This window comes from Streptomyces sp. DG1A-41 (assembly GCF_037055355.1).
Taxonomy (GTDB): domain Bacteria; phylum Actinomycetota; class Actinomycetes; order Streptomycetales; family Streptomycetaceae; genus Streptomyces.
Genome location: NZ_CP146350.1, coordinates 7,036,155 through 7,062,559, shown reverse-complemented (window position 1 = coordinate 7,062,559; position 26,405 = coordinate 7,036,155). Strand labels below are relative to the sequence as shown.

The following is a 26,405-nucleotide window of genomic DNA, read 5'->3' as shown; positions in this document are numbered from 1 at the left end:
ACGCCCTGGAGATGCGCGGCAGTGTGCGGGACGGCGAGCGCGGGCCGCTGCTGGTGATCGCCGGGTTGATCGTGATCTGGATCGTCTTCCAGGCGCTGGACGACAAGTTCCTCTCGCCGCGCAACCTGTCCAACCTCAGCGTGGACATCGTCGGGACCGGCCTGGTCGCCGTCGGCATCGTGTTCGTGCTGCTGATCCGGGAGATCGATCTGTCGGTCGGCTCGGTCAGCGGCCTGGCGGGGGCCGCCTTCGCCGTGCTGAACGTGAGCCACGGAATGCCGGAGGGGCTCGCGGTGATCGTGGCGGTCGCCGCGGGCACGGCGGTGGGCGCCTTCCACGGGTTGTTCTTCGCCTGGCTCGGCGTACCCGCGTTCGTCGTGACCCTCGCGGGGCTGCTGATCTGGAACGGCCTGACGCTGTACCTGCTGGGCGCGAGCGGCACGATCAACATCGACGAGGAGGGCCTGGTCGCCTCCCTGACCAGCCGGCACTTCGGTGACGACGTGGCGGCCTACACGGTGGCGGCGCTCGGCACGGCCGGGTACTTCCTGGCCGCCCACCGCAACCGCGCCCGGCACCGGGCCGCCGGGATGCCGTACCGGCCGATGGGCGAGATCTGGGTGCGCACCGGTCTGCTCGCGGTGCTCGCCTTCGCCGCGGCCCACACGCTCAACCGGTTCCAGGGTCTGCCGTTCGCGCTGCTGATCTTCCTGGTGGTCCTCGTCGTCTCGGACTACGTGCTGCGCCGCACCCGCTACGGGCGGCGGGTGTACGCGCTCGGCGGCGGGGTCGAGGCGGCGCGGCGGGCGGGCATCGCCGTGGAGCGGGTGCGGGTCGCGATGTTCATGGTGTCGGGGACGCTGGCCGCGATCGGCGGGCTGTTCGTGGCCTCGGGCCTGACCTCGGCGAGCCCCACGACGGCCCGGGCGGCCGGTTCCGGAATGCTGCTGATCAACGCCATCGCGGCGGCCGTCATCGGCGGTACGAGCCTGTTCGGCGGGCGTGGCTCGCCCTGGTCCGTGCTGCTCGGCGTGCTGGTCATCCAGTCGATCGCCTCGGGCATGGGGCTGCTGGGGGTGGAGGACGCCGTGCAGTTCATGATCACGGGTGGGGTGCTGCTGGCCGCCGTCGCGGCCGACGCGCTCTCCAGACGCGCGGCGGCCCGGCGGGGCCGTCCATGAGCCATGAATGTGTCCCAAAATGCCTATGAAACGGCAAAAACGGGTAGGGGCCGGAGTGCCATGAAACGCAGCCGCCTCGTCCGGGCGGCCGTGGCCGCCACGGCCGTCGCTGGCCTTGTCCTCGCCGGATGCGGTGACACGGACCCGCCCGGCGGCGAGCAGGCCGACCTCAGCGTGCTCGCCACGGACGTGCCCCAGGTGCAGACCCTCAAGAAGCTCACCAAGAAACACTTCACCGCGGAGACCGGCATCACGGTCGACTACACCCTGCTGCCGGAGAACGAGGCGCGGGAGCAGATGAACCGCGAGTTCGCGACCCAGGCCGGCACCTATGACGTGGCCAGCGTGAGCGCCTACGAGGTGCCTATCTACTCGGACAACGGCTGGCTCGCCCCGCTGGACCCCTATGTGAAGGCCGACGAGGACTTCGACCAGGGCGACGTCTTCCCCAACCTGGTGTCCTCGCTGACCGGCCAGGACGGCAAGCTCTACGCCGAGCCGTTCTACGGCGAGGGTTCCTTCCTGATGTACCGCAAGGACCTCTTCCGCAAGGACGGGCTGACCATGCCGCCGAACCCGACCTGGCAGCAGGTCGCCGACCTCGCCGCCCAGGTCGACGGCACCGACGGCGCGAGCGGCATCTGCCTGCGCGGCCTGCCGGGCTGGGGCCAGAATCTCGCCCCCATCAACACGGTCGTCAACACCTTCGGCGGCGCCTGGTACGACATGGACTGGAACGCGCGCCTGACCTCACCCGAGTTCAAGAGGGCCGTCGGCTTCTACGTCGACCTGCTCCGCTCCCACGGCCAGCCCGGCGCCGAACGGATGGGCGTGCTGGAGATCCTCGACAGCTTCGTCGCGGGCAAGTGCGCCATGATGTACGACGCCACGTCGCTGGCCTCGTCGATCGAGGCCGACGGTTCCTCGGTCAAGGGCAAGGTCGGCTACGTCCCGGCCCCGCACGACCGGACCGAGAAGGCCGGCTGGCTGTGGACCTGGGCGTGGGGCATCCAACAGGCCTCCGACAACAAGGACGCCGCCTGGGAGTTCATCTCCTGGGCCTCCTCCAAGGAGTACCAGGAGCTGGTCGGGCGGGAGGTGGGCTGGACCGCGGCGCCCGCCGGGAACCGCAAGTCGCTCTACGCCAACCCCCAGTACCAGCAGGCGGCCGGCGCCTGGTACCGGCAGGAGTACACGGCGGCGACCGATTCCGCCGACCCGAAGAATCCCGGCGTCGCCCCCGCCCCTACGCCGGCATCGGCTTCCTGGGCATTCCCGAGTTCGCCGTGCTCGGTACGGCGGTCTCCGAGCAGATCGCCGCGGCCATCGCCGGGCACCAGTCGGTGGACACGGCCCTGGAGAAGTCGCAGGACCTCGCCCAGGTGGCGGCGGCGAAGTACCGGGGCGAGTGACGCGGCGGTCAACGCCGCTCAAAGAGCCCCAGCGCCCCGGCGGGCGACGGCAGTTCATCCTCCGTCTCCTCGGCGGGGGGAAGTTCCACGGTGAACTCGGTGTGTCCCGGTGCGCTGCGCACACCCGCGTGCCCGCCGTGCGCGCAGGCGACCGCCTCGACGACGGCCAGGCCGAGACCGGATCCCCCGGCCTCCGGGCCGCTGCGCGAGCGGGAGGCGTCGGCGCGGGTGAAGCGGTCGAAGACCGTGCCGAGGAGGTGCGCCGGGATGCCGGGGCCGTCGTCGCGGACGCGGACGAGGCGGCGCCCGGCGGTGGACTCCACCGCGGCCACGACCGTGGTGCCGGGCGGGGTGTGCGCCCGGGCGTTGGCGAGGAGATACGCCACGGCCTTGCGCAGGGCCGTCTCGTCGCCGGTGACCAGCGCCGGCGCGTCGAGGCGCAGCGCCAGCCGCCAGGTGTGGTCCGCGTCCGCCGCCCGCGCCTCCCACACCGCCTCGGCGACCAGCGCCGCCAGGTCCACCTCGGCGGACGGCACGGGGCGGCCCTCGTCCAGCCGGGCCAGCAGCAGGAGGTCCTCGACCAGGGCCGTCATGCGTGCCGACTCGGCGGCGACCCGGCGCCAGGCCGGCGCCGGCTCGACCGGGCCGGTGCCGCGGTTCATGAGTTCCGCGTAGCCGACGATGGAGGCCAGCGGTGTACGGAGTTCATGGCCGGCGTCGGACAGGAAGCGGCGCATGCGTTCCTCGCTGCGGCGCACCCGCTCCTCGCCCCGGCGGCGTTCGGCATGGGCGGTCTCGGCATGGTCGATCATGCGGTTGAGCGCGGCGCCGACCCGCCCTGCCTCGCTGCCGGGGTCGGTGTCCGCCTCGGGCACCCGGGGCAGCCCGCCGAGCCGGTCGCGGCCGAGCGGCACCCGGGCGACCTCGGCGGCGACGGCGGCGACCCGGCCGAGGGGACGCAGCTGACGCCGTACGACGACGGCACAGACACAGCCCGCGAAGGCGAGCCCGGCCGCTGCGACGACCGCCTCGACCACGGCCAGACGGTGTGTCATCTCCTGCACCTCGTCCAGGGGCAGTCCGGCGAGGACACGGACCCCGCTCGCCTCCAGCCCGGTGACCCGGTAGGTGCCGAGGCCGGGGACGGTCCGGGTGTGGGGCGTGCCGTCGGGGGCGATGCCACGCAGGGCGGTGCGCTGGCCGGGGGTGAGGTTCCGCGGTGGGGCGGCCGGGCCGGCCACCGCCCCGGCCGTGACCGCGCCGTGCGCGTCGAGCCGGGCAGCGAGCAGCCCGGCTGGGTGCCCGGCCCCGTCGAGGAACGTCAGGTCCCGGTCGTCGCCCGGCCGCAGCGAGGCCCGGGCCAGACCGTGTTCGGCGGCGTCCACGACCCGGCCGTCCAGACGGTCCAGCAGATACGCCCGCTGGGCGAGGACGCCGGCGAGCGTCATCGCGGCACAGACGGCGACGAGGACGGCACCGACACGGACGAGGAGCTGGGTGCGCAGTGACCCAGGGGTGCCAGACATGTACCGATCCTGTCCCGGCCCGCTGGGGGAACCCTGTGCTCAGCCTGAGCGCGGGCGATGACCCCGCGCCGGGGCCACCCGGCCCTGGTGTCAACGGCGCGGGCCGCGCCCCCGGTCACCCGGGAACGCGGCCCTCGAACTGCCGTGAACTGCCTTGACGGCCCGCTTACTTGCGGATCAGGCTGCGCAGCACGTACTGCATGATGCCGCCGTTGCGGTAGTAGTCCGCCTCACCGGGGGTGTCGATGCGGACGACCGCGTCGAACTCGACACCGGTGTCGCTGGTGACCTTCACCGTGCGCGGGGTGGTGCCCTCGTTGAGCTCGGTGACGCCGGTGATGGAGAACGTCTCCTCGCCGGTCAGACCGAGGGACTGGGCCGAGGCACCCTCCGGGAACTGGAGCGGAAGGACGCCCATGCCGATGAGGTTCGAGCGGTGGATGCGCTCGTAGGACTCGGCGATGACGGCCTTGACGCCGAGGAGCGCGGTGCCCTTGGCGGCCCAGTCGCGGGACGAGCCGGAGCCGTACTCCTTGCCGGCCAGGACGACCAGCGGGATGCCGGCGGCCTGGTAGTTCTGCGAGGCGTCGTAGATGAAGGAGACCGGGCCGCCCTCCTGCGTGAAGTCACGCGTGTAGCCGCCCTCGGTGCCCGGCGCGATCTGGTTGCGCAGGCGGATGTTGGCGAACGTACCGCGGATCATGACCTCGTGGTTGCCACGGCGGGAGCCGTAGGAGTTGAAGTCGCGACGCTCGACGCCGTGCTCGGTGAGGTACTTGCCGGCCGGGGTGTCGGCCTTGATCGCACCGGCCGGGGAGATGTGGTCGGTGGTGACCGAGTCGCCCAGCTTGGCCAGCACGCGGGCGCCGGAGATGTCGGAGACCGGGGTGGTCTCCATCGTCATGCCCTCGAAGTACGGGGGCTTGCGCACGTACGTCGACTCCGGGTCCCACTCGAAGGTGTTGCCGGTCGGGATCGGCAGCGCCTGCCACTGGGCGTCGCCCGCGAAGACGTCCGAGTAGGACTTGGAGAACATGTCCTCGCCGATGGCGTTGGCGACGACGTCGTTCACCTCGGCCTCGGAGGGCCAGATGTCCTTCAGGTAGACCGGGTTGCCGTCCTGGTCGGTGCCCAGGGCGTCACGGGTGATGTCGACCTTCATGGAGCCGGCGATCGCGTAGGCCACGACCAGCGGCGGGGACGCCAGGTAGTTCATCTTGACGTCGGGGTTGATACGGCCCTCGAAGTTCCGGTTGCCGGAGAGGACCGAGGTGACCGCGAGGTCGTGGTCGTTGACGGCCTTGGAGACCTCCTCCGGCAGCGGGCCCGAGTTGCCGATGCAGGTGGTGCAGCCGTAGCCGACGAGGTTGAAGCCGACCTTGTCGAGGTACGGGGTCAGGCCCGCCTTGTCGAAGTAGTCGGTGACGACCTTCGAACCCGGGGCGAGGGTGGTCTTGACCCACGGCTTGCGGGTCAGGCCCTTCTCGACCGCCTTCTTGGCCACCAGGGCGGCGGCGACCATGACGTACGGGTTGGAGGTGTTGGTGCAGGAGGTGATGGCCGCGACCGTCACGGCACCGTGGTCGATCTCGTACGTCGAGCCGTCGGGGGCGGTCACGGTGACCGGGTTGGACGGGGCGCCGTTCGGGGCGACGGCCGGGGCGTCGGAGGCCGGGAAGGACTCCTGGCCCGCCTCGTCCACGCTGTCGACGTAGTTGCGGACGTCCTGCTTGAACTGCTCGGCGGCGCCTGCGAGGACGATACGGTCCTGCGGACGCTTCGGGCCGGCGATGGACGGCACGACCGTCGACAGGTCCAGCTCGAGCTTCTCGGAGAAGTCCGGCTCGGCCTTCGGGTCCAGCCAGAGGCCCTGCTCCTTGGCGTACGCCTCGACGAGGGCGAGCTGCTGCTCGCTGCGGCCCGTCAGCTTCAGGTACTTGATGGTCTCGTCGTCGATCGGGAAGATCGCGGCGGTGGAGCCGAACTCCGGCGACATGTTGCCGATGGTGGCGCGGTTGGCGAGGCTCGTGGCCGCCACACCCTCGCCGTAGAACTCGACGAACTTGCCTACGACGCCGTGCTTGCGGAGCATCTCGGTGATGGTCAGCACGAGGTCGGTGGCGGTCGTGCCGGGGGTGAGCTCACCGGTCAGCTTGAAGCCGACGACGCGCGGGATGAGCATGGAGACCGGCTGGCCGAGCATGGCGGCCTCGGCCTCGATGCCGCCGACGCCCCAGCCCAGCACACCGAGGCCGTTGACCATGGTGGTGTGCGAGTCGGTGCCGACGAGGGTGTCGGGGTACGCCTGGCCGCCTCGCACCATCACGGTCCGGGCCAGGTGCTCGATGTTCACCTGGTGGACGATGCCGGTGCCGGGCGGGACGACCTTGAACTCGTCGAAGGCGGTCTGGCCCCAGCGCAGGAACTGGTAGCGCTCGCGGTTGCGGCCGTACTCCAGCTCGACGTTCTGCGCGAAGGCCTCGTTCGTGCCGAACTTGTCGGCGATGACGGAGTGGTCGATGACCAGCTCGGCCGGCGCCAGCGGGTTGATCTTCGCCGGGTCGCCGCCCAGCTCCTTCACGGCCTCACGCATGGTCGCGAGGTCCACGACACAGGGAACGCCGGTGAAGTCCTGCATGATCACGCGGGCCGGCGTGAACTGGATCTCCTGCGACGGCTGGGCCTGCGAGTCCCAGCCGCCGAGGGCGCGGATGTGGTCGGCGGTGATGTTCGCGCCGTCCTCGGTGCGGAGCAGATTCTCCAGCAGGACCTTGAGGCTGTACGGAAGGCGGGCCGAGCCCTCCACCTTGTCCAGCCGGAAGATCTCGTACGACTCGTCGCCCACCTGCAACGTGCTGCGGGCGTCGAAGCTGTTCGCCGACACGACAGTCTCCTTCATTGATGTGCGCGTACCACCACGATCCTGCCGCCACGGCCTCTCGACCAATCCGCTAAGGTAAGGCTAAGTTAGGTAACCCTTACCGTCGGACTCGATGACGGCGTGCGCTGCGGTGCTCCTCGGCAGATATCTCGATGTCGAGATAACTCTAGTACACCGAGGCCGGTTGGTCATGCCCCGGCGTCCGCCACGCGGTCATGCGCACCCCTCCCCGGGGTATCCGAACCAGGTATCCACGCCACGAACGGAGAGGAGACAGGCATGCCGCTCACGTTCCGCAAGAGTTTCCGGATCCTTCCGGGGGTGCGACTGAACATCAACAAGCGCTCCTGGTCCATCACGACCGGCGGCGGGAAGAACGGCCCGCGGCACACGCGCAGCAGTACGGGACGTCGTACGACATCGATGGATTTGCCCGGACCTTTCGGGTGGCGGCGCACGCGCACCACTCGCCGACACTGAAGCCACCGGGGAGGATTGACCTCCCGTCACCCGAATGGACCCCCCGGCCAGGCGCCATCTCATATCTGAGATAGCCTCAACTCCATGGCAGACGATTACCTCGTACGCATCGGCAAGCTCATCCGTGACGCCCGGCAGCACCGGGGCTGGACTCAGTCTCAGCTTGCCGAGGCGCTCGGAACCAGCCAGAGCGCCGTGAACCGGATCGAGCGCGGCAACCAGAACATCAGCCTTGAGATGATCGCGCGTATCGGGGAGGCCCTCGACAGCGAGATCGTGTCCCTCGGCTACGCCGGTCCGATGCACCTGCGGGTCGTCGGCGGCCGCCGGCTCTCCGGCGCCATCGACGTCAAGACGAGCAAGAACGCGTGTGTCGCGCTGCTGTGCGCCTCACTGCTCAACCAGGGGCGCACGGTGCTGCGCCGCGTCGCCCGTATCGAGGAGGTGTACCGCCTCCTGGAGGTGCTGGGCTCGATCGGCGTGCGCACCCGGTGGATCAACGACGGTGTCGACCTGGAGATCGTGCCGTCGGCCGAGCTGGACCTGGCGGCGATCGACGCGGACGCGGCCCGCCGCACCCGTTCCATCATCATGTTCCTCGGTCCGCTGCTGCACCGCATGGACCACTTCAAGCTGCCCTACGCCGGCGGCTGCGACCTCGGTACGCGCACGGTCGAGCCGCACATGATCGCGCTGCGCCGGTTCGGTCTGGACATCGCCGCCACCGAGGGCCAGTACCACGCGATGGTCGACCGCTCGGTCCGCCCCGACCGCCCCATCGTGCTGACCGAGCGCGGCGACACGGTGACCGAGAACGCGCTGCTCGCCGCCGCCCGGCACGACGGCATCACCGTCATCCGCAACGCCTCCTCCAACTACATGGTCCAGGACCTGTGCTTCTTCCTGGAGGCCCTCGGCGTCAAGGTCGACGGCATCGGCACCACCACGCTCACCGTGCACGGCGTGCCGACCATCGACGTCGACGTGGACTACTCCCCCTCCGAGGACCCGGTCGAGGCGATGAGCCTCGTCGCGGCGGCCGTGGTCACCGAGTCGGAGCTGACGGTGCGCCGGGTGCCGATCGAGTTCCTGGAGATCGAGCTGGCGGTCCTGGAGGAGATGGGCCTCGACCACGACCGCACGCCCGAGTACTTCGCCGACAACGGCCGCACCCGGCTGGTGGACCTCACCGTCCGGCCCTCCAAGCTGGAGGCGCCGATCGACAAGATCCACCCCATGCCGTTCCCCGGCCTGAACATCGACAACGTCCCGTTCTTCGCGGCCATCGCGGCGGTCGCCCAGGGCAAGACCCTCATCCACGACTGGGTCTACGACAACCGCGCGATCTACCTGACGGACCTGAACCGCCTCGGCGGCCGGCTCCAGCTCCTCGACCCGCACCGCGTCCTGGTCGAGGGCCCGACCCGCTGGCGCGCCGCCGAGATGATGTGCCCGCCCGCCCTGCGCCCCGCCGTGGTCGTCCTCCTGGCGATGATGGCGGCCGAGGGCACGTCGGTGCTGCGCAACGTGTACGTCATCAACCGGGGTTACGAGGACCTGGCCGAGCGGCTGAACTCGATCGGGGCGCAGATCGAGACATTCCGGGACATCTAGGTTTTTCGTCCTCGACTCGGAGAGACCACCCAGCCGTCGCGCTCAGGGGAGCGCGACGGCGCTCTGGCCGGTTGTGACGCGAAGGAGGTCCAGCTTCCGCGCGTCGCCGCTTGCGGCCGCTGCCGTGTAGGTGACCATGCGCAAATCGGTCACCGGTACTCCTCGGGGCGCAGCGGCGGATGGGCAGCTCGGCCCCTTCTCTCGTGTGGGTCCGCGAGAACGGGATAGTCCGGTGGTGTGGACGCGATTCTGCTGACCTTCGGGCACAGCACCGCCGGTCGGGACCGGATCGCCGATCTGCTGCGTCAGGCCGGCGTCACGGCCGTCGTGGACGTGCGGACCGCCCCCGGCAGCCGCCGCGACCCCGATCTGTCGCGGCGGCGGCTCGCCGAGTGGATGCCGGACCGCGGCATCGCCTACCGGTGGGAACCCGCCCTGGGCGGGTTCCGCACAGCTCCCGTGGACAGCCCGGACACCGTCTGGCGCAACGCCTCCTTCCGCGGTTACGCCGCCCACACCCGCTCCCCCGAGTTCGTCACCGCGATGGACCGGGTTCTGCGCGAGGCCGCGCACGGCCGCACCGCCGTGTTGTGCAGCGAGGCCGTCTGGTGGCGCTGCCACCGCCGGCTGATCGCCGACTTCGCGGTACTCGCCCGCGGCGTACCCGCCCGCCACCTCATGCACGACGGGCGCCTCAGCGCCCATGCGCCGACGCCCGGCGCGCGACTGCGCGACGACGGGCTTCTCGTCTACGACGGGCGCGGAAGCCCTGCCAGCGGCTGAGCCCGTCAGTACAGCTTGTTGACCGCCGTGACGGTGGTGGTCTTGAAGTCGGACACCTGGGCGTGCTGGAAGTTGCCCATCTGCCCCCACAGGACGATCGTCACTGTCCTGCCGTCGCGGCCGACCGAGAACAGGCCGATGTCGGAGGAACCCCACGCCGAAGCGGTGTGGAGGCCGTAGACATGGGCGCCCTCCTCCACGTTCAGCCGGCCGTAGTACTTCTGCGTCGCCGTGATGTCGGGGTCCCGCTCCATCAGCTTCTTCGCGCAGCCCGCGAGGTCCTTGCGCAGCAGCGCCGCGAAGTCCTTGGCCCGCTGCACGTCGCGCTCCACGACCGTGATCTGCTGGGCGCTGGTGTCGTACTCGGTCCCGAACGAGCGGTGGGTGGCGATGGACGGCAGGGCCTCGCCCACACAGACCGGCAGCGGGTCCGGCTGACCGGCGGTGACCGGACCGGCGTACCAGGGCGAGGTCGGGTGCGGCGGCAGCTCGGCCGGCTCCAGGAACCGGGGTGTGGCGGAAGTCGCTGTGGTGGCGGAGGCCGGTGTGGTGGCGGCAGCGGCCGGGACGGCGACTGCGGCGACACCGGCGGCGGCCGCCAGCGCGGCCACGGTGGTGCGGATGCCTCGGGTACGGGCGTGCATGTCTTTCCCCCATGTTTTGTGAATGCGCGGGCTTCAGCCCTTGCACTCACTAGGACCCGTCACCCCCGCATACGTTGCCCCGCACACCTGCTACGGGTTCGTCCCGAATGTCACCGGCGCGCTACAGGGGTCGGGGACGTAACGATCAGCACGTCGGCGGGGGCCTGGATGCGGACCTCGCCCAGGGCGGCGGGAGGCCCCCCTGGACGGGAGGGGCGCATGCGTGCGGCTGATGGAGGCTCTGGGGAGACTGTGAGTAACCTCCCCTGTACGCAGTAGGTTCCCCTTACGCGCGCGTGGGTGTGGCGCGCGTTCTGGGCCGATGCGAGGGGGAGAAGAACGTGCGTCCCGGAGACGAGTTCGCCGGCCGCTATGTCCTCAAGGAGGTCATCGGCGCAGGGCGCGGCGGCGACGTGTGGCTGGCCCACGACACGGTGGTGGGGCAGGACGTCGCGCTGAAGCCGGAGCGGGTCGAGGGCGACCGCGAGACCGCGGTGCGGCGGCTGCTGGGCGAGCCGCGCGCCCTGGCCAAGTTCCGTGATCATCCGCATGTCGTGACGCTGTTCGACGTCGTCACGGTGCCGCCGGACGGGGACACGGGCGGCGACGGCGGCGGGGATGTGGGCGAGACGTACTGGTTCGTCATGGAGTACGTGCCCGGCGGCGGCCTCGACCGGCAACCGCCCATGAGCCCCGAGCGCGTGGCCCGGATCGGGGCCCAACTCGCCGACTCTCTCGCCGCGTTGCACGAGGCGGGCATCGTCCACTGGCGACGTCAAGCCGGCGAACGTCGGCCTCACCCGGCGCGGTACCGCGAAGCTGCTGGACTTCGGTGCCGCCTACCGGGCCGGCGGCAGCGAGACCATCACGGCCAACGGGCCCTACAGCTTCACCCCGGACTACGCCGCCCCCGAACTGGCCCGGGGAACGTCCCCCGGCCCGCCTCCGACGTGTTCTGCCTGGGCGCCACCCTCTACGCCCTCGTCACCGGTTCCCCGCCGCGCGGCGGCGAGCCCGAGGCGGACGGTGACGAGGCACGGGCCGCCGGGGAGGACCAGGACCGTCTGGCGTACTGGAAGGCCGAGCAGGGCGTCGTCGAGATGGACACCGAAACCGTGGGCCCGCTCCACCCCGTGCTCGGCGCCATGCTGCGGCGCGACCCACAGCAGCGCCCCGACGCGGCCGAGGCCGGGCGGCTGCTGGCGGCCGTGGCGGACCACGGGACGCCGGACCCAAACGGCCGGCCCGCCGCCCCCGGTGGCGAGCGCCCGCGACGGCGACGCCGTGCCCTGTACGCGGCCGCCCTCGCCGTCGGCGCCGCACTGGTCCTGAGCCTCGTCGCCGTCCCGGGGGACGGCGACGAGCAGGGTGACGGCCCGAACGGCACCCGTGGGTCCGCCGGGAGGCAGCTGCCGAAGGATTCCTCGCACGGTGGGACGCGGGCCCTGATCGGTGATCCGCGCACCGCCGACGTGTGCGCCCTGGCCGACCCCGACGCGCTCGGCCGGTTCGGGGAGAGCGAAGTCGACGTCGACTACGGCAACTTCGACCGCTGCGACGTGCTCGTCCACCCGGACGACAGGTCCCGTATCGACGTGTCGGTCCAGCTGCGCAGGGGTTCGCCGCCCGAGGCGTCGGACCCCGTCCGGACCATCGGGGGCGTCGCCGTCAGGGAGGCACCGCCCAAGAGGGGCGAGTGCGGGCTGCTGCTGTCCCGGGACGCGGCCGGCGGCAGCAGCAGAGACAACACCGACGGCGACATGTTCGTAGGGGTCCGTGTCGACGTGGGTCACGGCACGGTGGCGGGCGGTGCCGCGGCGCTGTGCGCGGTCGCCGACACCGCCGCCCGCAGCGCGGCCGAGGTCCTGAACCGCGGGCCGCTGCCCCGCCGTTCCCCGCCCTACCCGGCCGCCTCGCTGGTCTGGAGGAGCGCCTGCGCGCTGCTCGACGCCGAGGCGCTGTCCGTCGTCCCCGGCATCAAGGCCGACGTGCCGGAGGCCGGGGTCGCGGACTGGGACTGCGAGTGGTTCAGCGACGTCGACGACCTGGAGGCGGAGATCGCCTTCTTCCGCGACGAGCCCAAGTCCGCGCGGGACGGCCGCCTCGTCCGGCTCAGCGGCTACGACGCCGTCGTCGAGCCGGAGGGCAACGGCGACGACACCTGCACGGTCTTCGTCCCGTACCGGAAGTACGGCGGCCGTGACGCCGAGACGGCCGTCGAGATGCTGCGGCTGCACGTCGGCGGGCAACGGCCCATGGGCGAACTGTGCCATCTGACCACCGAGCTCGCCGCCTCCGCGGCCGCGAAACTGCGCGCCCGCTGACACCCCGCTGCAGCGACCGGCCGGCGCCGGGGAGGGGTCCCGAGCGGGTGGGCCCATGCTGACGGATACGTCCGGCGGGGCCCGCCCGCCGGGGCCGCACCGTGTCGATTCCGTACGAGTCGCACGCCCACGCACCGAGGAGACCAGCGATGACCTTCTCCGCCAGCCTCGCGCGCGGTGTCGCGCCCACCGCGCCCGGCACCCTGCACGCGCGCACGGTCACCGCTGACCTGTGCGCCCCGCCGCGTCCGGGACTGACCGTCCGCTTCGGGCGGGGCGAGCGGCCGGACGTGGACCTGGAGGTCGGCGTGGACGACCTGCGGGTGAGCCGCCGGCACGGGGAGCTGACGTACCTGCACGGGCAGTGGTGGCTGCGCAACACCGGGCGGCAGCTGGTGCGGCTGCCGCGCGGCCGGATGATGCACACCACCACCGAGCCGGTCCCCCTCGCCACCGGCTACACCCCGCTGTTCGTGAAGGGCTCCGGCTACCGCGAGCACCTGATCGAGCTGTACGTGGCCGACCACGACGACCGGGGGCCGGTGTCGCGCCGCCGGGCGGCGACCCTGCGGCCGGAGACCTGGGCGCTGGACGACGACGAACGGCTGCTGCTGGTCGTCCTCGGCCAGCGGTACCTGCTGTACGAGGAGGACCCGCGGCCCCTGACGTACTCCATGGCCGCCCGGCAGCTCGTCCATCTGCGTCCGGACGGAAACTGGAACGAACGGAGGATCGAGCACCGCATCGAGGTGGTACGCCACCGGCTGCACGGCACCGGCTTCAAGTACCCGCTGGTGCACGACAAGAGCGAGGAGCGGCGGCCCTACGACAACACCCTGCTGCACAACCTGCTCAAGGGCCTGGTCGAGTCGACGACGCTGGTGCCGCCGGACCTCAACCTGATGGACGACGCCCCCGACAACCCCGACACCTCCGACATCTCCGACACCCCGGACTCCAGGACAGGTCGCCCGCGGGGCAGCCGTAGCCATGGGCGGTGACGCGTCTGTCGTCCGCGAACGGCTGCGGGAGCTGAGCGGCCCGGAGCTCTACCGCCGCAACGCCTTCCGAGTGACCGGGGCGAGCACCTGCGCGGCCCGCCGCACGATCGTCCGGCGCCGGCAGCAGATCGCCACGGCCGCGAAGGCCGGGGTCGCCGTCGGCCCCTCCGGTGAGCTGCCGCTGCCCGGCGCGGCCGGGCCGGAGGAACTCCGCGCGGCCTTCGACGTGCTCGACCATCCGCAGCGCCGGATCGTCGACGAGCTGTTCTGGTTCTGGGACGCACCGGACGCCTCCTGTCCGTGCGAGCCGGAGCTGCACCGGCAGCACGACGAGGCGGTCCGGGCCCACGCGCGGGCGCTCGACGCGGAGTTGGGAGGCGGCGAGGCGCCACGGCGCCGGGCCGCGGGTGGGCCGAAGCGCCCGGCCGGAAAGAAGAAGGGCCGCGGCGGACCGCGGCGCGACACCGGCCGGCCGGAGGACGGGTACTGGCAGACCGCGGCACGGCTGTGGCGCATGCTGCTCGGGCAGCGGGCGGTCTGGGCGCATCTGCGGCACCGGGTCGTGGCGCTCGACGACAAGCGGCTGACCGAGACCGCGGTGACGGTGCTCGAGGCCGAGGTGCGCCGCGTGCTGGTCTCGGCCGTCGCCGGTCTGGCCGCGCGCACCCAGGACCCGGCCCGGCTGGCCCGCTCCTGCACGCAGTGGACCTGGACCGGCCGGGGCGTCCTCGGGGAGGCGCTGGAGGAGCAGTTGACCCCGTTGTACGAGTCGGCGGAGAGCGAGCTGCGCGAGACGGGGAGAAACTCGCCGGCGCCTTCTCGGAACGCGACCGGAAGACGGCCGCGACCGCCGCGGCCGGGGCACTGCGCGCCCGGGTCGTCCCGGTCGTGGAGCGGCTCGCCGCCTTCGCCGGCTTCGGGATGTCGCTGGGCGTGGGCCAACTCTCCGATACCACCGCCCTGTTGTTCAACAACTGCGCGGTGGCCCTGTCCCCCGCCTCGGACACGGCCCCGCCCGTCCGGGAGAGCTTCGACCTGCTGGACCTGGCGCTGCGGCTGAAGCCGTACGAGGGGACGCGGCGGACGATCGAGCAGAACCGCGCACGGCTGGACGAGGCCGGTGTCTGGTGCGTTCTCTGTCAAGTACAGCTTGTTGAGCTGAGGACAGGTGGCTTTGTTCACGAGAATCTCGTGAACAAAGCCAAGACGCGTGAATTGGACAAGCCGAACAACCTACTCAGTGGTGATGAGCGGGGCGCCGGATGTGACTCGGACGGCGACGACGAGTGGGTGTGGTGAAGGTGCCAGGCGGCCGGGCGGGGCCGTCGCACTCCCCGTCCGGCCGCCTTCCACGGGCGGTGTGACCGCGTGAGGGCTGTTGCCTGGGCGGCGGTCTGCGCTCAGGCGGAGGGGAAGTCGTCCCGGGCCAGAGCGTAAACGGTGCAGAGGCGGCCAAGGACCGTGTCCTCGCGTAGGGGCGTGAATCCGAGACGCTGGGCGACAGCAGATGAGGCAGCATTGCCGTGATGGATCATGGCGGTGATCTGCTTGAGTCCCAGGGCGCCAAAGCCCCACGTGAGAACGGCTTGGGCCGCTTCCGTGGCGTAGCCCCGGCCCCAGTGGGCGCGGGCGAAGGTCCAGCCGATCTCGGTCTCGCCGAACTGCTCCCACCAGTTAAGGCCGCAGCGTCCAATCGTCTCGCCGGTGCTTCGCAGTTCGACGGCACACAGTCCATGACCGCGCTCAGTCCATTGCTGCTGGATGTCGCGCAGGCGCGCTGCGGCCTGCTCGTGGGTGTAGCCGCCGACGAACCGGTTGACCTCGTTATCGGCGTGGAGACGCACCCACCAATCAGTGTCAGCGGCGGTGAGCGGGCGCAGTCGGAGGCGTTCCGTGGTGATCATTGTCGTTCGGTCCTCGCTATCCGTGGGCTCTTGATGGCAGTGCGCTACTTGGTCGGCAATGGCTGAGCCTGTGCCACGGGCGTGCTCTGCGTCGCGCGTCGGTGGATAACGGCGTGTGCCGCTTCCGCCGCCCCGAGGCCGAGCGCGATGAACACTGCGCCGACGGCGCCGAGCCAGTGCGCGCCGAACCATGCCATCCCGGCCTGCCCGACCAGGGGTGCGACCGATACACCGATGTAGACCATGGCCGAGGCAAGGCCAGTGAGCAGGGGTGCCGCGGTGGGCATGGCGGTGATCAGGCGGTGGGTCTGCGGTGCCAGCAGTCCCCATCCGCATACGCCCCATACGAGGAGTGCCGCGATGGTGGAGGGCAGGTGTGCGCTCGTCCATGGCAACAACGCGAAGTCGACCGCGGCCACGGTGATCGCGGCATTGATGATGCGGCGGCCGCCGAAACGGTCGATCAGACCGCCTGAGCTGAGTGTTCCGGCGGTGGCGGCCAGGCCCCACACGAACAACAGGGCGGCAAGAATGGTGCCGCTGCCTCCGGTGGCGCGGTCGAGGCTTTCGCCGATGAAGGAGTAGACGGTGTACAGGCCGGTGTAGACGAGGAGCGTGGTCAGCAGGGTCAGGCCGATACGGCGGTCGGCCAGCGGGGCGACGCGGGTACGCAGCGGGACTGCCGGGGGCGTGGGGATCGCGGGCAGGAGCAGGGCTATACCCGCGGCGGCCAGCACTCCGAGCGCGGAGACGAACAGCATGGTGGCGCGCCAGTTACCGGTGAGGCTGCCGATCGCCGTGCCGATGGGCGCACCTAGCGCGGTCGCAGCGCTGAGGCCGGTCATGACGGTGGCGATGGCGCGGCCGCGACGCTCCGGTGGCGCGAGCGCGGCGGCCGCGGCGACGGCGGCGGGGGTGACCATGGCGCCGCCGAGCCCGGCGAGCGCCCGCGCGGCCAGGGCTACGCCGAAGACGGGCACGAAGGCCGTCATGAGGTTGCCGGCGGTGAAGATGGCGAACCCGGCGAGAAACAGCGTGCGGCGCGGCCAACGGGTAGTGAGCGCCGCCATGACGGGGCCGAGGACGGCGTAGGTGAACGCGTAGGCGGTGAGCAGCCAGCCGGCGGTGCCGACGGGGACGCCGAGGGAGTCCGCCGCGTCCGGCAGGATGCCGGCGATGACGAAGCTGTCGGTGCCGATGGCGAACATTCCGGCGGAAAGGACGGCAAGCGACCGGTACACGATGGAGAGACCTCCGGATTTATGTTGTAACAGAATCTGTTACAACAGCGCTTCGAAGAGAGACCGATCCATGGGGACCGGCCGGTATGGACTGCGGGTCAGGATTCAGAGTGCAAGGCAACCGTCTCCCTCAGCACGTCGGCGACGCTGACGGCCGCCAGTTCGGCTTTCATCGACTCTTCTGCGCGACTGTATGCTCCCCGCAGCACCGGGGGGATGCCGCGTCCGACGGGGCACTGCTGGTTGGGGGTGGCGGGGTGCAACGCGATGAGCGGATCAGGCTCGACGGCCAGGTAGACGTCCCTCAGGGTGATCGACTCCGGGGCGCGGGCCAGCCTCCAACCCGCACCCTGGCCACGCTGCGAAACCACGAGGCCCGCGTCCCGCAGGCTGCCGAGGGCGCGGCGGATGACGACAGGGTTGGTATTGACGCTGGCAGCGATCTGATCGGACGTCACGATGCCGTCGGGGCGCTTGGGGCAGACCAGGGCCATCCACGTCAACGTGTGCGTGGCCACGGTCATGCGACTGCTGGCACTCATGAGACCTCCCGCCGTCGGAGCGGCCGAGGCCGCTCGTGTCGCAACTGATTCTGTTACGACGGGAGGTCGCGTGTCCAGCCATGGCTGCAGCAAGACAGCCCGACCTCTGCGGACCACCTGGGAGGCCGCCGTGGCGCCGGCGGTCGCGGCACCGGGCACGGCGGTGGTGGTGTAGCCGCTGACGGCGACCTTGCGGCGCCGGGCGGGGTTGGTTTTGTTGACGGGTTTCGACACCACTTGTCGCTCAGGGCCGAGAACGCCTTGTTTCGTGGGAGTGAAGCTTCCCCTTGATGTTGGACACCTGGAGACTGGGACGTGAGGTTCCAGAGGAAGTAGTGCCAGGTGGGAAGCAAGAGCAACCGCAGCAGGCGGTACTCGGAGGAGTTCAAGCGCGACGCGGTCGCGCTGGTCCGCTCCTCCGGCAAGACCGTCACCGAAGTGGCCCGGGAGATCGGGGTCAGCGCCGAGGGACTGCGCAACTGGGTCAAGCAGGACACGATTGACCGCGGGCAAGGGGTGCCGGGCGAGCTCACGAGCGCGGAGCGGGAGGAACTGCGTCGGCTGCGGCGGCAGAACCGTGAGCAGGCCGAGACGATCGAGGTGCTGCGAAAAGCGGCGGTCTTCTTCGCGAAGGAGAGCGATCGATGAACGACGTGTATGCGTTCATCGAGGCGGAGAAGACCACCCACCCAGTCGCTCTGTTGTGCCGGCTGCTGAAGGTGGCCCGCTCCTCCTTCTACGCCTGGATGACCGGCGAGCAGGTCCGCGCCGGGCCGCCGACGACGCCCTGGCCCACGAGATCACCGTCTTGCACATCGCCTCCCGGTGCACCTACGGAGTGCCGCGCATCCATGCCGAACTGCGCAGGCTGGACCGGCGGGTCAACCGCAAGCGAGTGGAGCGGATCATGCGTGAGCGCGACATCACCGGGGTCACCCGGCGCAAGCGCCGGTCGCTGACCCGTCCGGCGAAGAAGGCGGTGCCCGCTCACGACCTGATCGGCCGCGACTTCACGGCCGCCGCCCCGGGGCAGAAACTGGTCGGTGACATCACCTACATCCCCACCGACGAGGGCTGGCTGTATCTGGCGACCTGGCTGGACCTGGCGACCCGCGAGATCGTCGGCTACTCGATGGCCGACCACCACCGCGCATCCCTGGTGGTCGACGCACTGACCATGGCCGCCGGCCGCAGCGACCTCCAGCCCGGCTGCGTCGTGCACTCGGACCGCGGAGCGGAGTACACCGCTGACGAACTCCGCCGGGAAATACGCCGGTTGGGGCTGCGGCAGAGCATGGGACGAACCGGCTCGTGCTACGACAATGCCGCCGCCGAGAGCTTCTTCGCGCTGCTGAAAGCGGAGATCGGCACCCGCCGCTGGCCCGACCGGATTACCGCCCGCGCTGAGATCTTCACCTTCATCGAGACCTTCTACAACCGCAAGCGGCTGCGGAGGCATCCAGTCTGGGGCTACCTCACCCCGCTGGAGACCCGGCAGCGACACGAGCAAGAACACGCCCTCGCAGCGTAAGCATCGAGTGTCCAGCATCACGGGGAAACTTCAGGAGGGCGATGTCTGTGAGTTCTGGCAACGCTTGAGGGCTTGTGGTGGGAGCATTGACGTGCTCTGCGGGATGAGGCTGCGATGGCGCCACCGAGATCCAAGGTCGACTTGTACGCGGCAATCCGCCGTGATGCCCGGGCAGGGATGTCGTACCGGGCCTTGATGCGTGAGTACGGAGTCGGATTCCGCACGGTGAAGGCCGCGTTGGAGTCGGTATGCTCCGGCTGCCGACCATCCGGGCCCAGTTCCCCGACCTGGCCGAAGCCGCCGCCCGCGACCAGATGTCCTATCGCGGAACGCGAGGAGAAGAACAGCGTCGCCATCGCCTCCAACGAATCGTTCGGCGGGTGGACCAGGACGTTCACCGACCCGCGGCTCTGCGCGGCCATCGTCGACCGCCTCACCTTCGGCGGGAACATCATCGAGACCGGCACGGAGTCCTACCGGCTCGCCAGCACCAGGGCAGCCCGAGCGCAGGACGCCGCAGGCTGACCTCATCATTGTCACGCTGATCCGTGCGCTGCTTGGCACCACGATCGGTTCAGCAGTGCGCGACGACTTCCAAAGTGATCTTGAGATGCCGCCCCGTCATGCCCTTGGCCTTGGTGACGCCGAAGGCGTACCGGTCGATCGTGGTAGTGCCGCTCGCCGTCATCCGCTTGCCCTCGTGGGCAATCGTGCCGAGTGTGACGGCGATCGGCTGACTCACCCCACATACGGTCAACTCGCCGTACAAAGTGGCATCAGCGCCGGATCGTTCCAGACGCTGGCTCCGGAAGCCGATCTCGGGATGCCGAGCCACGTCGAGGTAGTCAGAGGACCTGACATGGTCGTCACGCTGCTGATTGCCCGACTCGAAGCTTCCTGCCTCTATTACGACGTGCACCAACGACTCGTCTGCCGGGTCCGCCACAGTAATGCGGCCATGACCGATGGCGAAGGTACCTCGGACTGGGAGCAGCCCGAACATGGCGCGTGTGTGGAAGCGGACCGTTGATGCCGCCTGATCGATCTCGTATGCACCTGCTGCTGGTAAGAGCTGGTTCCCTGATGCTGCCATGAGCTCGTAGCCTCCGTGCGCTGAAGATCAACCCGTGATGGGTCAGCCTCTCGCAGCGGCAACGGGTATGCCAGCCCCCACGTGCCGACGTGGCTGACAAGGATGTTCTGGCAGGCGGCCAAAGCGTTGTCGGTTCTCGTCAACATTTCTGCGGCGTTGATCGCCAAAGTGCTCTCCGAAACCGTCGACAAACGTTGTCCGCTCTCGCTTACGAAACCACGGGGTCGTCGGCCAGGACGCCGCCGAAGCGGGCGGCCCCGGCCAGGGCGTCGGAGACGCCCTCGATCGCGCCGGAGCGCGGCCGCGGGGGCGCCGAGGGTGGAGGTCAGCAGGGACGGCAGAGCGCGGTGGGGATCTCGTGGCCGACGTCAGCCAGGAAGCTCGCCGAGCCGATGCCCTTCACCCCGGGCGTGAGCCACCGCTGTTCGTCGGTGGCGCTGTCCTCGGCGGGCGCGGTCTCGGTCATTCCGGTCAGTCTCTCCCGCGCCCGCCGGACGACCACAGTGGACGATCACATGAGGTCGGGCGGCACCGGGTGTGTCGCATCTCCGATGCGGGGCTGCGTGGGCAGCATCCGGACCACACCGGCACCGTCGGCGAGCTGCTGCCGCAGCAGACGGTTCTCCACAATCGACTGGTGCAGGGCACCGACCAGCGCTTCGACGTCGCCCTTCAGCCGGGCGATCTCTTCAGCGTCCGTGGCCCGCAGTTCCTTCAGCCGCCGGACCTGCTGGCGCAGCCGCTTCTCACTGTCGGGAGTCTGTCCGCGGACACGGACCTTGTCGTAGAACTCGTTCTTCAGGTCCGTGTGGCGCTGGGTGAGCGCGTTTCTGGGGACGCCAGCCTCGAGCGCGAGCGCGACGATGGTCAGCGCGCCGTTGGAGTGCTCGGGATGACCGGCCAGGATGCGGTCCATCGCCGCGCGGATGCGGTCGCGTTCGTCGGGGGCAGGGCTCATGAGGTCGGCTCCTGGGGGCGAACGCGGTCGTGCTCGTGGCGGTCAGCCAGCGCTCGCAGCTGCGCGGCGCGGCGGGCGAGGCGGTCGGCGAGGGGGTCGGGAACGGCCTCGGAGGCGACCTGCTTCTCCAGGGCTTGGGCGTGATGAAGGAGCTGAGCGGCATGGTGGTCGGTGCGCGCGATGTTCGCGCACGACGGCCGACAACGGTCCAGCCGCGGGGCGTCGTCGACGGCCAGGAGGTGACACATGGCCCGGTCCCGGTTGTAGACGCACATCAGAAAGGAGCGCGGGTTGTCGTAGACGTTCAGCGCCGGGTTGCCGAGGATGTCGCGGGCTTGGCGGTGGGTGCGGACCGACCCGGCGAAGGCTGGCGCCTGCGCTGCGGCGTGGATCGCGCGGCGCGCGGCCGGCCCGGAGATGCCCACCCCGCGGGCGAGGTCGTCGTGGAGGGTGGTGAGGGTGTCGGCGGTGGCCCGGGCGGTTTCGATGTCCATCAGTTGGTGGATGCCGTCGCGGCCGCGGGCGGCGTACCCGCCGCTGACCGCGGTGCGCATGTGCCCGTACTGGATGGCCAGCGCCACCAAGCCGCCTGGGCGGCGTGCGATGTGCCAGGCCAGGGTGCGGCGAAACCGGGCCAGACCGATCGCGCCGTGCGGATCGTCGGGGATGACCTCGCTTTCCCGTCCCAGGCGCAGGGCCAGGCGGGAGGCCCATGCGACGAAGGCCTCGATGCGCGAGCGCAGTCCCGAATAGCGTAGGGAAGCCGTGCTGGGCGTGGGTGTGTTCACGAAGGTGTGCGTGGCCGCGTCGAACAGCAGCCCTTCAGCCGGCGCGATCTTCTCCAGTACGCGGATCGCCCTCACCACGGGAGGGATCGCCACCCAGGGAACTTCGCGCAGGCGCCCGGCGGAGTGGTGGTTGCCGTCCTCGTCGAAGGCGTTTTTGAACTCGCGCCCGTAGATGAGGTGCTGGCCGGAGGCGACCTCTGGGCAGCACCCGGTCTCCAGGCCCAGCACTTCGGCCGGGCGCATCCCGGTCAGGTAGGCCAGGACGATGAAGCAGGCCGTGCCCAGATGCCGCATGAGCTCGCGGGTCTCGGTGAAGTCGATGAACGCCGTCCACGGCGCGCCGTCGATGCGGCCGGTGATGGGTGTGGCCATCGGGCATGGACCAGGGTTGGCGTCGACGTAGCTGAGCAGGTGCTGCCATGGCTCGGTCACCAGAAGGCCGTTGATCTGCGACGACGGGCAGCCGACCCGGGCGGCGATGTAGGTGTTGGCCAGGGCATGGCGGTAGCCGGCGTTGGGCCTCGAGGGCACCGGCTGGCCGAGGTCGATGAGGTCCTGCAGGTAGCGCTTCAGGCGGGCTTTGGACTCCGGCGTGCCCGGTGTGCGTACGGCCGCGTCGGCCATCCGCTGGCTTTCTGCCCAGGCGGCGAGGATGTCGTCGGCGAAGTCGTCGACCACGCGCAGCGCCCAGATCAGCAGAGGCCCCATGGTGGCCGGGGAGATCACCTCGGTGGCGTTCTCGCCCCGCCCGACGGCCGGTGCCCGGGGCAGGAAGTCGTCGACGCCGAGACGGTGCCAGGGCGGCATCGCCATCCCGCTCGGAGCAGGACCGGCCGCATCGAACGCCCACAACCGGGTCAGGGCCACCAGGTCCTTGGTGACGTTGCCGCGGCTGGCGCCTGGCTGCCGGGCCAGATGACCGGCCCACGAGACCAGAACGTCCTTGGTGACCGCGTGCAGACCGCCCAGATCCTCCTGGTGCAGCCAGAGCGTGAAGCGCTGCCAGCGCAGCACGGTGTGGTAGATCCCGGGCGGGCCCAGGCGGGAGTGCCAGCTCGGATGGCCGACCAGCACGCTCGCCGGCAACGGGATGTTGATCATCATCCAGGCGGCCAGTTGCACCTGGGACCGCACCGCGTCCGGAAACCGTGCCCAGTCCAGCCCGGGCCGGGCGGCGCTGGGGTTGGCGACCAGCGGGGCCAGCGACCACACCTCGTCGGCGTAGATCGACACCGGCACGGGGCCGGGCGCCAGGACCAGCGACGGCGCGACGACCGGCGTGTCCCATGAAGGAAGGGCCGGGAGTTCGGCAGGCAGAGCGGTCACAGGTCGAAGTCCCCTTGCAGAAGCTGGTCGATGATCGTGCGGTCAGATGTGGTGACGGCCTCCAGCGCCGCCTGCCAGACCGGCTCGCCGAGCCGACTGCGCAGGTCGGTCAGCCGGGCATGGGCATCCGCCCAGTCCGCATCCCAAATGCCCGGCTCCAACACACCACGCAAGTGCTCCAAGGCGTTGAGCAGGTGGGCCAGGCGGGGATGATGGGCGGGCATGACGCGGGCGTTGGGGCAGGCCGTGCACAGCAGGAACGACGCGGCGCACCCGTGCCCGGCCGGACTGAACGGGCTGTTCTCCCAGCCCGCGCAGCCAGCCGTCACCGTCTGCCGGTCCCCCGTCTCCACGTTCGATGTGAGGCGCGCGGTGAAGACGGTGCGGCGGGCGGCATCCACCGCCTCGAGCGCGCCGTCGGCGATGACTGGCACCGCCGCCTGCTGGGCCTGCGGCTCGCCCAACACGTAGACGCTGTCGTGGGTGTCCTGGGTGTTCTGCGCGGGCTCGCGCCGGTGCAGCACGTTCACCGTCTTGCGCAGCCGCCGCAACGGGGAGCCCCGCAGTCCCACCGAGCGTGCCCAGTCGCCGCCGGCCAGCTCGTCCACCCCCAGCCCGAACGGGCCGATCCGCACTGCCCTCCGATACCCCTGGCCGTCGTGCGGGGTGGTCTGGCGCCAGATGAGCAGCCGGTCGACGTCCGCATCCAGCTGTTTCATCAGGGCCCGAGCGTGCGCGGTCGCCTCCAGAGCCTCGGTGATCAGACGCCCCGATGAGTCGGCGCCGGAGTCGGTCACGTTGCGGCTCTCGAACCGGCCGCGGTGCCCCGCGCGGCGCCGCTTCTCCAGCCGCAACCGGTAGACCGGCATTCCTGCCTCCGTTGTGCCCGGCAGCGCCTTGGGCACCGGCATCTCAGACAGCGTCGTGGCGTTCAGACCGAGCTCCGCGACGATCAGCACGGCCAGCGCCGCCGACTCCTTGCGGCTCAGGTAGAGCCGCCCCCACGTATATGGCGCCGAGCCGCCGGCCGAGCGGCCCGATACCGCCTGCGGACCGTGCGCGGCCTCTCATACACGGGGACGTCACCAGTGCGGGCCAGCACGTCCAGCGCCTCGCCCAGCAGCCAATCGCTGCCGCCCGGCTCGATCCGGCCCGCCCGCCACGCCTCCAGGCGCTCGGTGTTCTCCCTGATCCGCAGCAGCGCCGTGCGGAACGTGCGCCGCGCTGCCACACGGATGGCCGTGAACTCGTGCGGTGTGTAGGCCTCTTCGCGGCCCGGCGTCCACGCGAACCGCTGGGCCATGGCCTCCCGCACCGCCCGGGGCAGCCGTTCATCGTGCTGCAGCAGGCCGGCGACGGTGGAGTACTTGCTGTACCCGTTCGTGTTCGGTGGCAGGCTCAGCCGCCACGCATGCCAGTGCGCCGCACTCAACCTGTCCACGTCCGGCGGCGCCGGCTCCAGCGCGCTGAGGAACTCGCCGAATGGCCGGATTAGGTACCAGTTCGCCTCGCTGGTCTCCACGCTGTCCCAGCCCCCGCCCGGGGCGCACTTGGCGGCGAACAGCACGGCCAGCGACCGCTGCCACGGCTCGGGGGCAGGGAAGGTGCCGAAGTCGTAGCGGCGCACCCTGCCCTGCTGGTCCCGATGGGTTACCGCCAGGCCGGTCTGGTACAAGGCCGTCGGCCGCTGGTGCGGGGTGTCGGGCAGGGCGGCCGCGCGGCCGCGGCGGCTCACCGGGCCACCAGCTTGTCGTCCAGGTCCTGAATGCCCTCGCTCTCCCGCGCCAGCCGCGCGAACACCGGCGCCAGCTCCCCCTCACGGAGCGGACCGTCGGCCGGCTGGAAGTCGGCCAGCAGCGACCGCAGCTGCAGGTCCGCGACCGGAGCGAGATAGATGTGCTTCGTGGTCTCCAGCTGGGCGTGGCCGAGCAGGTCCTGCACCATCCGCCACGGATCGCCGTAAAGCATTCGGAAGTCCCGCCGTTCCTCCGGCGTCAGGCCCATGCGCCGGTCCATGACGTGGTTGAGGACTACGAGCATGACCAGCGCGAAGCTGTGCCGGGCCATGTGTGGGGTGCAAAACGGCGGCTCGCTCATCACCGGCGCCAGCACCCTCTCGCACCGCTCGTTCGCCGTCCGGAACACGCCCTCCCAAGATGCCGGGTGGAACGGCAGCCCGGCCTCGTTCAGCCACAGCCACAACGGCTCCGGACCGGCCGGGCCCTCGATGAACAAGCTCATCCGCTCATCCACCGTCGCCTCCGTCAGGGGCGTCTGACCCACCACGCCGTCCTGGTCCCGCCAGTGCAACAGCCGCCGACGCCGGCCCGTCTCGTGCGTGACCAGCCGCATCGGCAGCCCGTCGTACCGACCCGCCGCCTGCGCGCGCCGCACCACCCGGGCGCGCGACGACTCCACGTACCCCTCAACCTCACCCACCACGACAGAGGAGGCATAGAACGTGCGCGCCCGCTTCGACTTCGCCACCACCCGCGCCAGACGCCCCGCGTAGTACTGGCCGCCCTCCAACTGGAGACGCGGCACCTCCAGCGTCAGCAGCGAGGCCCCCTCCGTCAGACGCACCCCGGAGGAGAACAGCAGATCAGCGAAGGCCGCGTTGCGGTCGGCCAGCCGTCCCGCCCACCCGGCGTCCGGCAGCCCGTCCGCGCCGTGCCCGCGCAGTCCCACCTCCACCCAGCGCCGGAAGGCGCGCGGCGTCAGCCAGCGCACCTCGCTCGTGCGCGCGTTCTTCGCCCGCGCCGCCGGGACCAGCACGACATCGCCGGTCCGGCCGGTGACCGTACGCATCAGCACCGGGTTCGTCAGCACGTACTCGCGCTGTACCGCCCACTCGTACAGCCGCGCGAGCGCGGCCAGTCCCCGGTTCCACCGCGCCCCGCCGACCCGGCACGGATTCCGCGGCGAGCGGGTCCGCCAGTCCTCGAAGTCCCACAGATCGTCCGCCGACGCCTCGCTCCACCACTTCCCGCGGCCCCACAGGAAATCGAAGAACAGGCAGTAGTCATCCGTGTAGTTGCGCTTCGTCTCCTGCGCGAGACGGGCGAACGACGACCGGCACAGGTACCGGCTCAGTACTTCGTCGATCCGGTAGTCCGGAGAAGAAGAATCGGATCCCCAGGATGAATCCCAACGCGATCCTCACGCACGGCCAGGTC

General features: G+C 70.7%; 22 protein-coding genes and 3 pseudogenes. 11 read left to right on the top strand and 14 right to left on the bottom strand.

Annotated features, from left to right (window positions below; genetic code table 11):
- The first annotated feature begins 11 nt into the window (after positions 1–11).
- Positions 12–1,181, top strand: coding sequence for a sugar ABC transporter permease (locus tag V8690_RS32960; protein WP_338785532.1), 1,170 nt, complete (start codon positions 12–14; stop codon positions 1,179–1,181).
- Positions 1,182–1,241: 60 nt separating this feature from the next.
- Positions 1,242–2,593 (top strand): annotated as a pseudogene (locus tag V8690_RS32955) (sugar ABC transporter substrate-binding protein).
- Between the two features lie 8 nt (positions 2,594–2,601).
- Here the strand turns inward: V8690_RS32955 and V8690_RS32950 are convergent.
- Together V8690_RS32950 and acnA are read right to left on the bottom strand one after the other, a co-directional pair.
- The gene (locus V8690_RS32950) at positions 2,602–4,119 is read right to left on the bottom strand and encodes an ATP-binding protein (RefSeq protein WP_338783730.1); all 1,518 of its coding nucleotides are present in this window, start codon (positions 4,117–4,119) and stop codon (positions 2,602–2,604) included.
- 166 nt (positions 4,120–4,285) lie between these two features.
- Entirely contained in the window at positions 4,286–7,003 is a 2,718-nt protein-coding gene (gene acnA / locus V8690_RS32945) for an aconitate hydratase AcnA (protein ID WP_338783729.1), read from the bottom strand.
- A gap of 276 nt (positions 7,004–7,279) precedes the next feature.
- Here acnA and V8690_RS32940 point away from each other — a divergent pair, with 276 nt between their 5' ends.
- From V8690_RS32940 to V8690_RS32930, 3 genes are all read left to right on the top strand, one after another.
- Entirely contained in the window at positions 7,280–7,480 is a 201-nt protein-coding gene (locus V8690_RS32940) for a DUF4236 domain-containing protein (protein ID WP_190051714.1), read from the top strand.
- Positions 7,481–7,564: 84 nt separating this feature from the next.
- A complete protein-coding gene (locus V8690_RS32935; protein ID WP_338783728.1) occupies positions 7,565–9,094 on the top strand; it encodes a UDP-N-acetylglucosamine 1-carboxyvinyltransferase in 1,530 nt (509 codons plus the stop codon).
- A 237-nt stretch (positions 9,095–9,331) separates the two neighbouring features.
- Positions 9,332–9,877 (top strand): DUF488 domain-containing protein, encoded by a 546-nt coding sequence (locus V8690_RS32930; protein WP_338783727.1) that lies wholly within the window; start codon positions 9,332–9,334, stop codon positions 9,875–9,877.
- Positions 9,878–9,882: 5 nt separating this feature from the next.
- On the opposite strand, the gene V8690_RS32925 is transcribed toward V8690_RS32930, so the two are convergent.
- Positions 9,883–10,521, bottom strand: a complete 639-nt coding sequence (locus V8690_RS32925; protein ID WP_338783726.1) for a hypothetical protein — start codon at positions 10,519–10,521, stop codon at positions 9,883–9,885.
- Positions 10,522–10,862: 341 nt separating this feature from the next.
- On the opposite strand from V8690_RS32925, the gene V8690_RS32920 reads away from it, so the two are divergent.
- The 3 genes from V8690_RS32920 to V8690_RS32910 all read left to right on the top strand — a co-directional run bounded on the left by V8690_RS32920 (position 10,863) and on the right by V8690_RS32910 (position 14,906).
- The gene (locus V8690_RS32920) at positions 10,863–12,845 is read left to right on the top strand and encodes a protein kinase (protein WP_338783725.1); all 1,983 of its coding nucleotides are present in this window, start codon (positions 10,863–10,865) and stop codon (positions 12,843–12,845) included.
- A gap of 149 nt (positions 12,846–12,994) precedes the next feature.
- Entirely contained in the window at positions 12,995–13,846 is an 852-nt protein-coding gene (locus tag V8690_RS32915; RefSeq protein ID WP_338783724.1) for an FHA domain-containing protein, read from the top strand.
- The gene (locus tag V8690_RS32910) at positions 13,836–14,906 is read left to right on the top strand and encodes a hypothetical protein (RefSeq protein WP_338783722.1); all 1,071 of its coding nucleotides are present in this window, start codon (positions 13,836–13,838) and stop codon (positions 14,904–14,906) included. The genes V8690_RS32915 and V8690_RS32910 overlap by 11 nt, the downstream gene beginning before the upstream one ends.
- Positions 14,907–15,246: 340 nt before the next feature.
- Here the strand turns inward: V8690_RS32910 and V8690_RS32905 are convergent, their stop codons facing one another.
- The 3 genes from V8690_RS32905 to V8690_RS32895 all read right to left on the bottom strand — a co-directional run bounded on the left by V8690_RS32905 (position 15,247) and on the right by V8690_RS32895 (position 17,533).
- Entirely contained in the window at positions 15,247–15,750 is a 504-nt protein-coding gene (locus V8690_RS32905; protein ID WP_338783721.1) for a GNAT family N-acetyltransferase, read from the bottom strand.
- A gap of 44 nt (positions 15,751–15,794) precedes the next feature.
- The gene (locus V8690_RS32900; protein WP_338783720.1) at positions 15,795–16,991 is read right to left on the bottom strand and encodes an MFS transporter; all 1,197 of its coding nucleotides are present in this window, start codon (positions 16,989–16,991) and stop codon (positions 15,795–15,797) included.
- A gap of 98 nt (positions 16,992–17,089) precedes the next feature.
- Positions 17,090–17,533, bottom strand: coding sequence for an Rrf2 family transcriptional regulator (locus V8690_RS32895; protein ID WP_338783719.1), 444 nt, complete (start codon positions 17,531–17,533; stop codon positions 17,090–17,092).
- A 342-nt stretch (positions 17,534–17,875) separates the two neighbouring features.
- On the opposite strand from V8690_RS32895, the gene V8690_RS32890 reads away from it, so the two are divergent.
- From V8690_RS32890 to V8690_RS32880, 3 genes and pseudogenes are all read left to right on the top strand, one after another.
- On the top strand, positions 17,876–18,181 hold the full coding sequence (locus V8690_RS32890; RefSeq protein WP_338783718.1) for a transposase: 306 nt from the start codon (positions 17,876–17,878) through the stop codon (positions 18,179–18,181).
- Positions 18,111–19,064 carry an IS3 family transposase gene (locus tag V8690_RS32885; protein ID WP_338783717.1) on the top strand — a complete coding sequence of 318 codons (954 nt, stop codon included), beginning with the start codon at positions 18,111–18,113 and terminating at the stop codon, positions 19,062–19,064. The genes V8690_RS32890 and V8690_RS32885 overlap by 71 nt, the downstream gene beginning before the upstream one ends.
- A 327-nt stretch (positions 19,065–19,391) precedes the next feature.
- Positions 19,392–19,589: pseudogene (locus V8690_RS32880) on the top strand (ATP-binding protein); the annotation flags it as partial.
- Positions 19,590–19,638: 49 nt separating this feature from the next.
- Here the strand turns inward: V8690_RS32880 and V8690_RS32875 are convergent.
- The 8 genes and pseudogenes from V8690_RS32875 to V8690_RS32840 form a co-directional block, all read right to left on the bottom strand.
- The gene (locus V8690_RS32875) at positions 19,639–20,067 is read right to left on the bottom strand and encodes a YceI family protein (RefSeq protein WP_338785531.1); all 429 of its coding nucleotides are present in this window, start codon (positions 20,065–20,067) and stop codon (positions 19,639–19,641) included.
- A 415-nt stretch (positions 20,068–20,482) separates the two neighbouring features.
- Positions 20,483–20,623: a hypothetical protein gene (locus V8690_RS32870; RefSeq protein WP_338783716.1), complete on the bottom strand. Its 141-nt coding sequence runs from the start codon at positions 20,621–20,623 to the stop codon at positions 20,483–20,485.
- A 45-nt stretch (positions 20,624–20,668) separates the two neighbouring features.
- On the bottom strand, positions 20,669–21,115 hold the full coding sequence (locus V8690_RS32865; protein WP_338783715.1) for a hypothetical protein: 447 nt from the start codon (positions 21,113–21,115) through the stop codon (positions 20,669–20,671).
- The gene (locus tag V8690_RS32860; protein ID WP_338783714.1) at positions 21,112–23,229 is read right to left on the bottom strand and encodes an integrase; all 2,118 of its coding nucleotides are present in this window, start codon (positions 23,227–23,229) and stop codon (positions 21,112–21,114) included. The genes V8690_RS32865 and V8690_RS32860 overlap by 4 nt, the downstream gene beginning before the upstream one ends.
- A complete protein-coding gene (locus tag V8690_RS32855; protein ID WP_338783713.1) occupies positions 23,226–24,188 on the bottom strand; it encodes a hypothetical protein in 963 nt (320 codons plus the stop codon). Before V8690_RS32855 ends, V8690_RS32860 begins: the two co-directional genes overlap by 4 nt.
- A gap of 26 nt (positions 24,189–24,214) precedes the next feature.
- Positions 24,215–24,964: a hypothetical protein gene (locus V8690_RS32850; protein WP_338783712.1), complete on the bottom strand. Its 750-nt coding sequence runs from the start codon at positions 24,962–24,964 to the stop codon at positions 24,215–24,217.
- Positions 24,961–26,058: an integrase gene (locus V8690_RS32845; protein ID WP_338783711.1), complete on the bottom strand. Its 1,098-nt coding sequence runs from the start codon at positions 26,056–26,058 to the stop codon at positions 24,961–24,963. Before V8690_RS32845 ends, V8690_RS32850 begins: the two co-directional genes overlap by 4 nt.
- A 66-nt stretch (positions 26,059–26,124) precedes the next feature.
- Positions 26,125–26,229 (bottom strand): annotated as a pseudogene (locus tag V8690_RS32840) (hypothetical protein); the annotation flags it as partial.
- Positions 26,230–26,405: the final 176 nt, after the last annotated feature.

Bases quoted from the DNA above. Each gene is read 5' to 3' on its own strand.
- V8690_RS32940 (WP_190051714.1), top strand. From the start codon at position 7,280: ATGCCGCTCACGTTCCGCAAGAGTTTCCGGATCCTTCCGGGGGTGCGA.
- V8690_RS32865 (WP_338783715.1), bottom strand. From the start codon at position 21,115: ATGAGCCCTGCCCCCGACGAACGCGACCGCATCCGCGCGGCGATGGAC.
- V8690_RS32895 (WP_338783719.1), bottom strand. From the start codon at position 17,533: ATGAGTGCCAGCAGTCGCATGACCGTGGCCACGCACACGTTGACGTGG.
- V8690_RS32910 (WP_338783722.1), top strand. From the start codon at position 13,836: ATGGGCGGTGACGCGTCTGTCGTCCGCGAACGGCTGCGGGAGCTGAGC.
- V8690_RS32875 (WP_338785531.1), bottom strand. From the start codon at position 20,067: ATGTTCGGGCTGCTCCCAGTCCGAGGTACCTTCGCCATCGGTCATGGC.
- V8690_RS32870 (WP_338783716.1), bottom strand. From the start codon at position 20,623: ATGACCGAGACCGCGCCCGCCGAGGACAGCGCCACCGACGAACAGCGG.
- V8690_RS32905 (WP_338783721.1), bottom strand. From the start codon at position 15,750: ATGATCACCACGGAACGCCTCCGACTGCGCCCGCTCACCGCCGCTGAC.
- V8690_RS32960 (WP_338785532.1), top strand. From the start codon at position 12: ATGCGCGGCAGTGTGCGGGACGGCGAGCGCGGGCCGCTGCTGGTGATC.
- V8690_RS32915 (WP_338783724.1), top strand. From the start codon at position 12,995: ATGACCTTCTCCGCCAGCCTCGCGCGCGGTGTCGCGCCCACCGCGCCC.
- V8690_RS32935 (WP_338783728.1), top strand. From the start codon at position 7,565: ATGGCAGACGATTACCTCGTACGCATCGGCAAGCTCATCCGTGACGCC.
- V8690_RS32925 (WP_338783726.1), bottom strand. From the start codon at position 10,521: ATGCACGCCCGTACCCGAGGCATCCGCACCACCGTGGCCGCGCTGGCG.
- V8690_RS32950 (WP_338783730.1), bottom strand. From the start codon at position 4,119: ATGTCTGGCACCCCTGGGTCACTGCGCACCCAGCTCCTCGTCCGTGTC.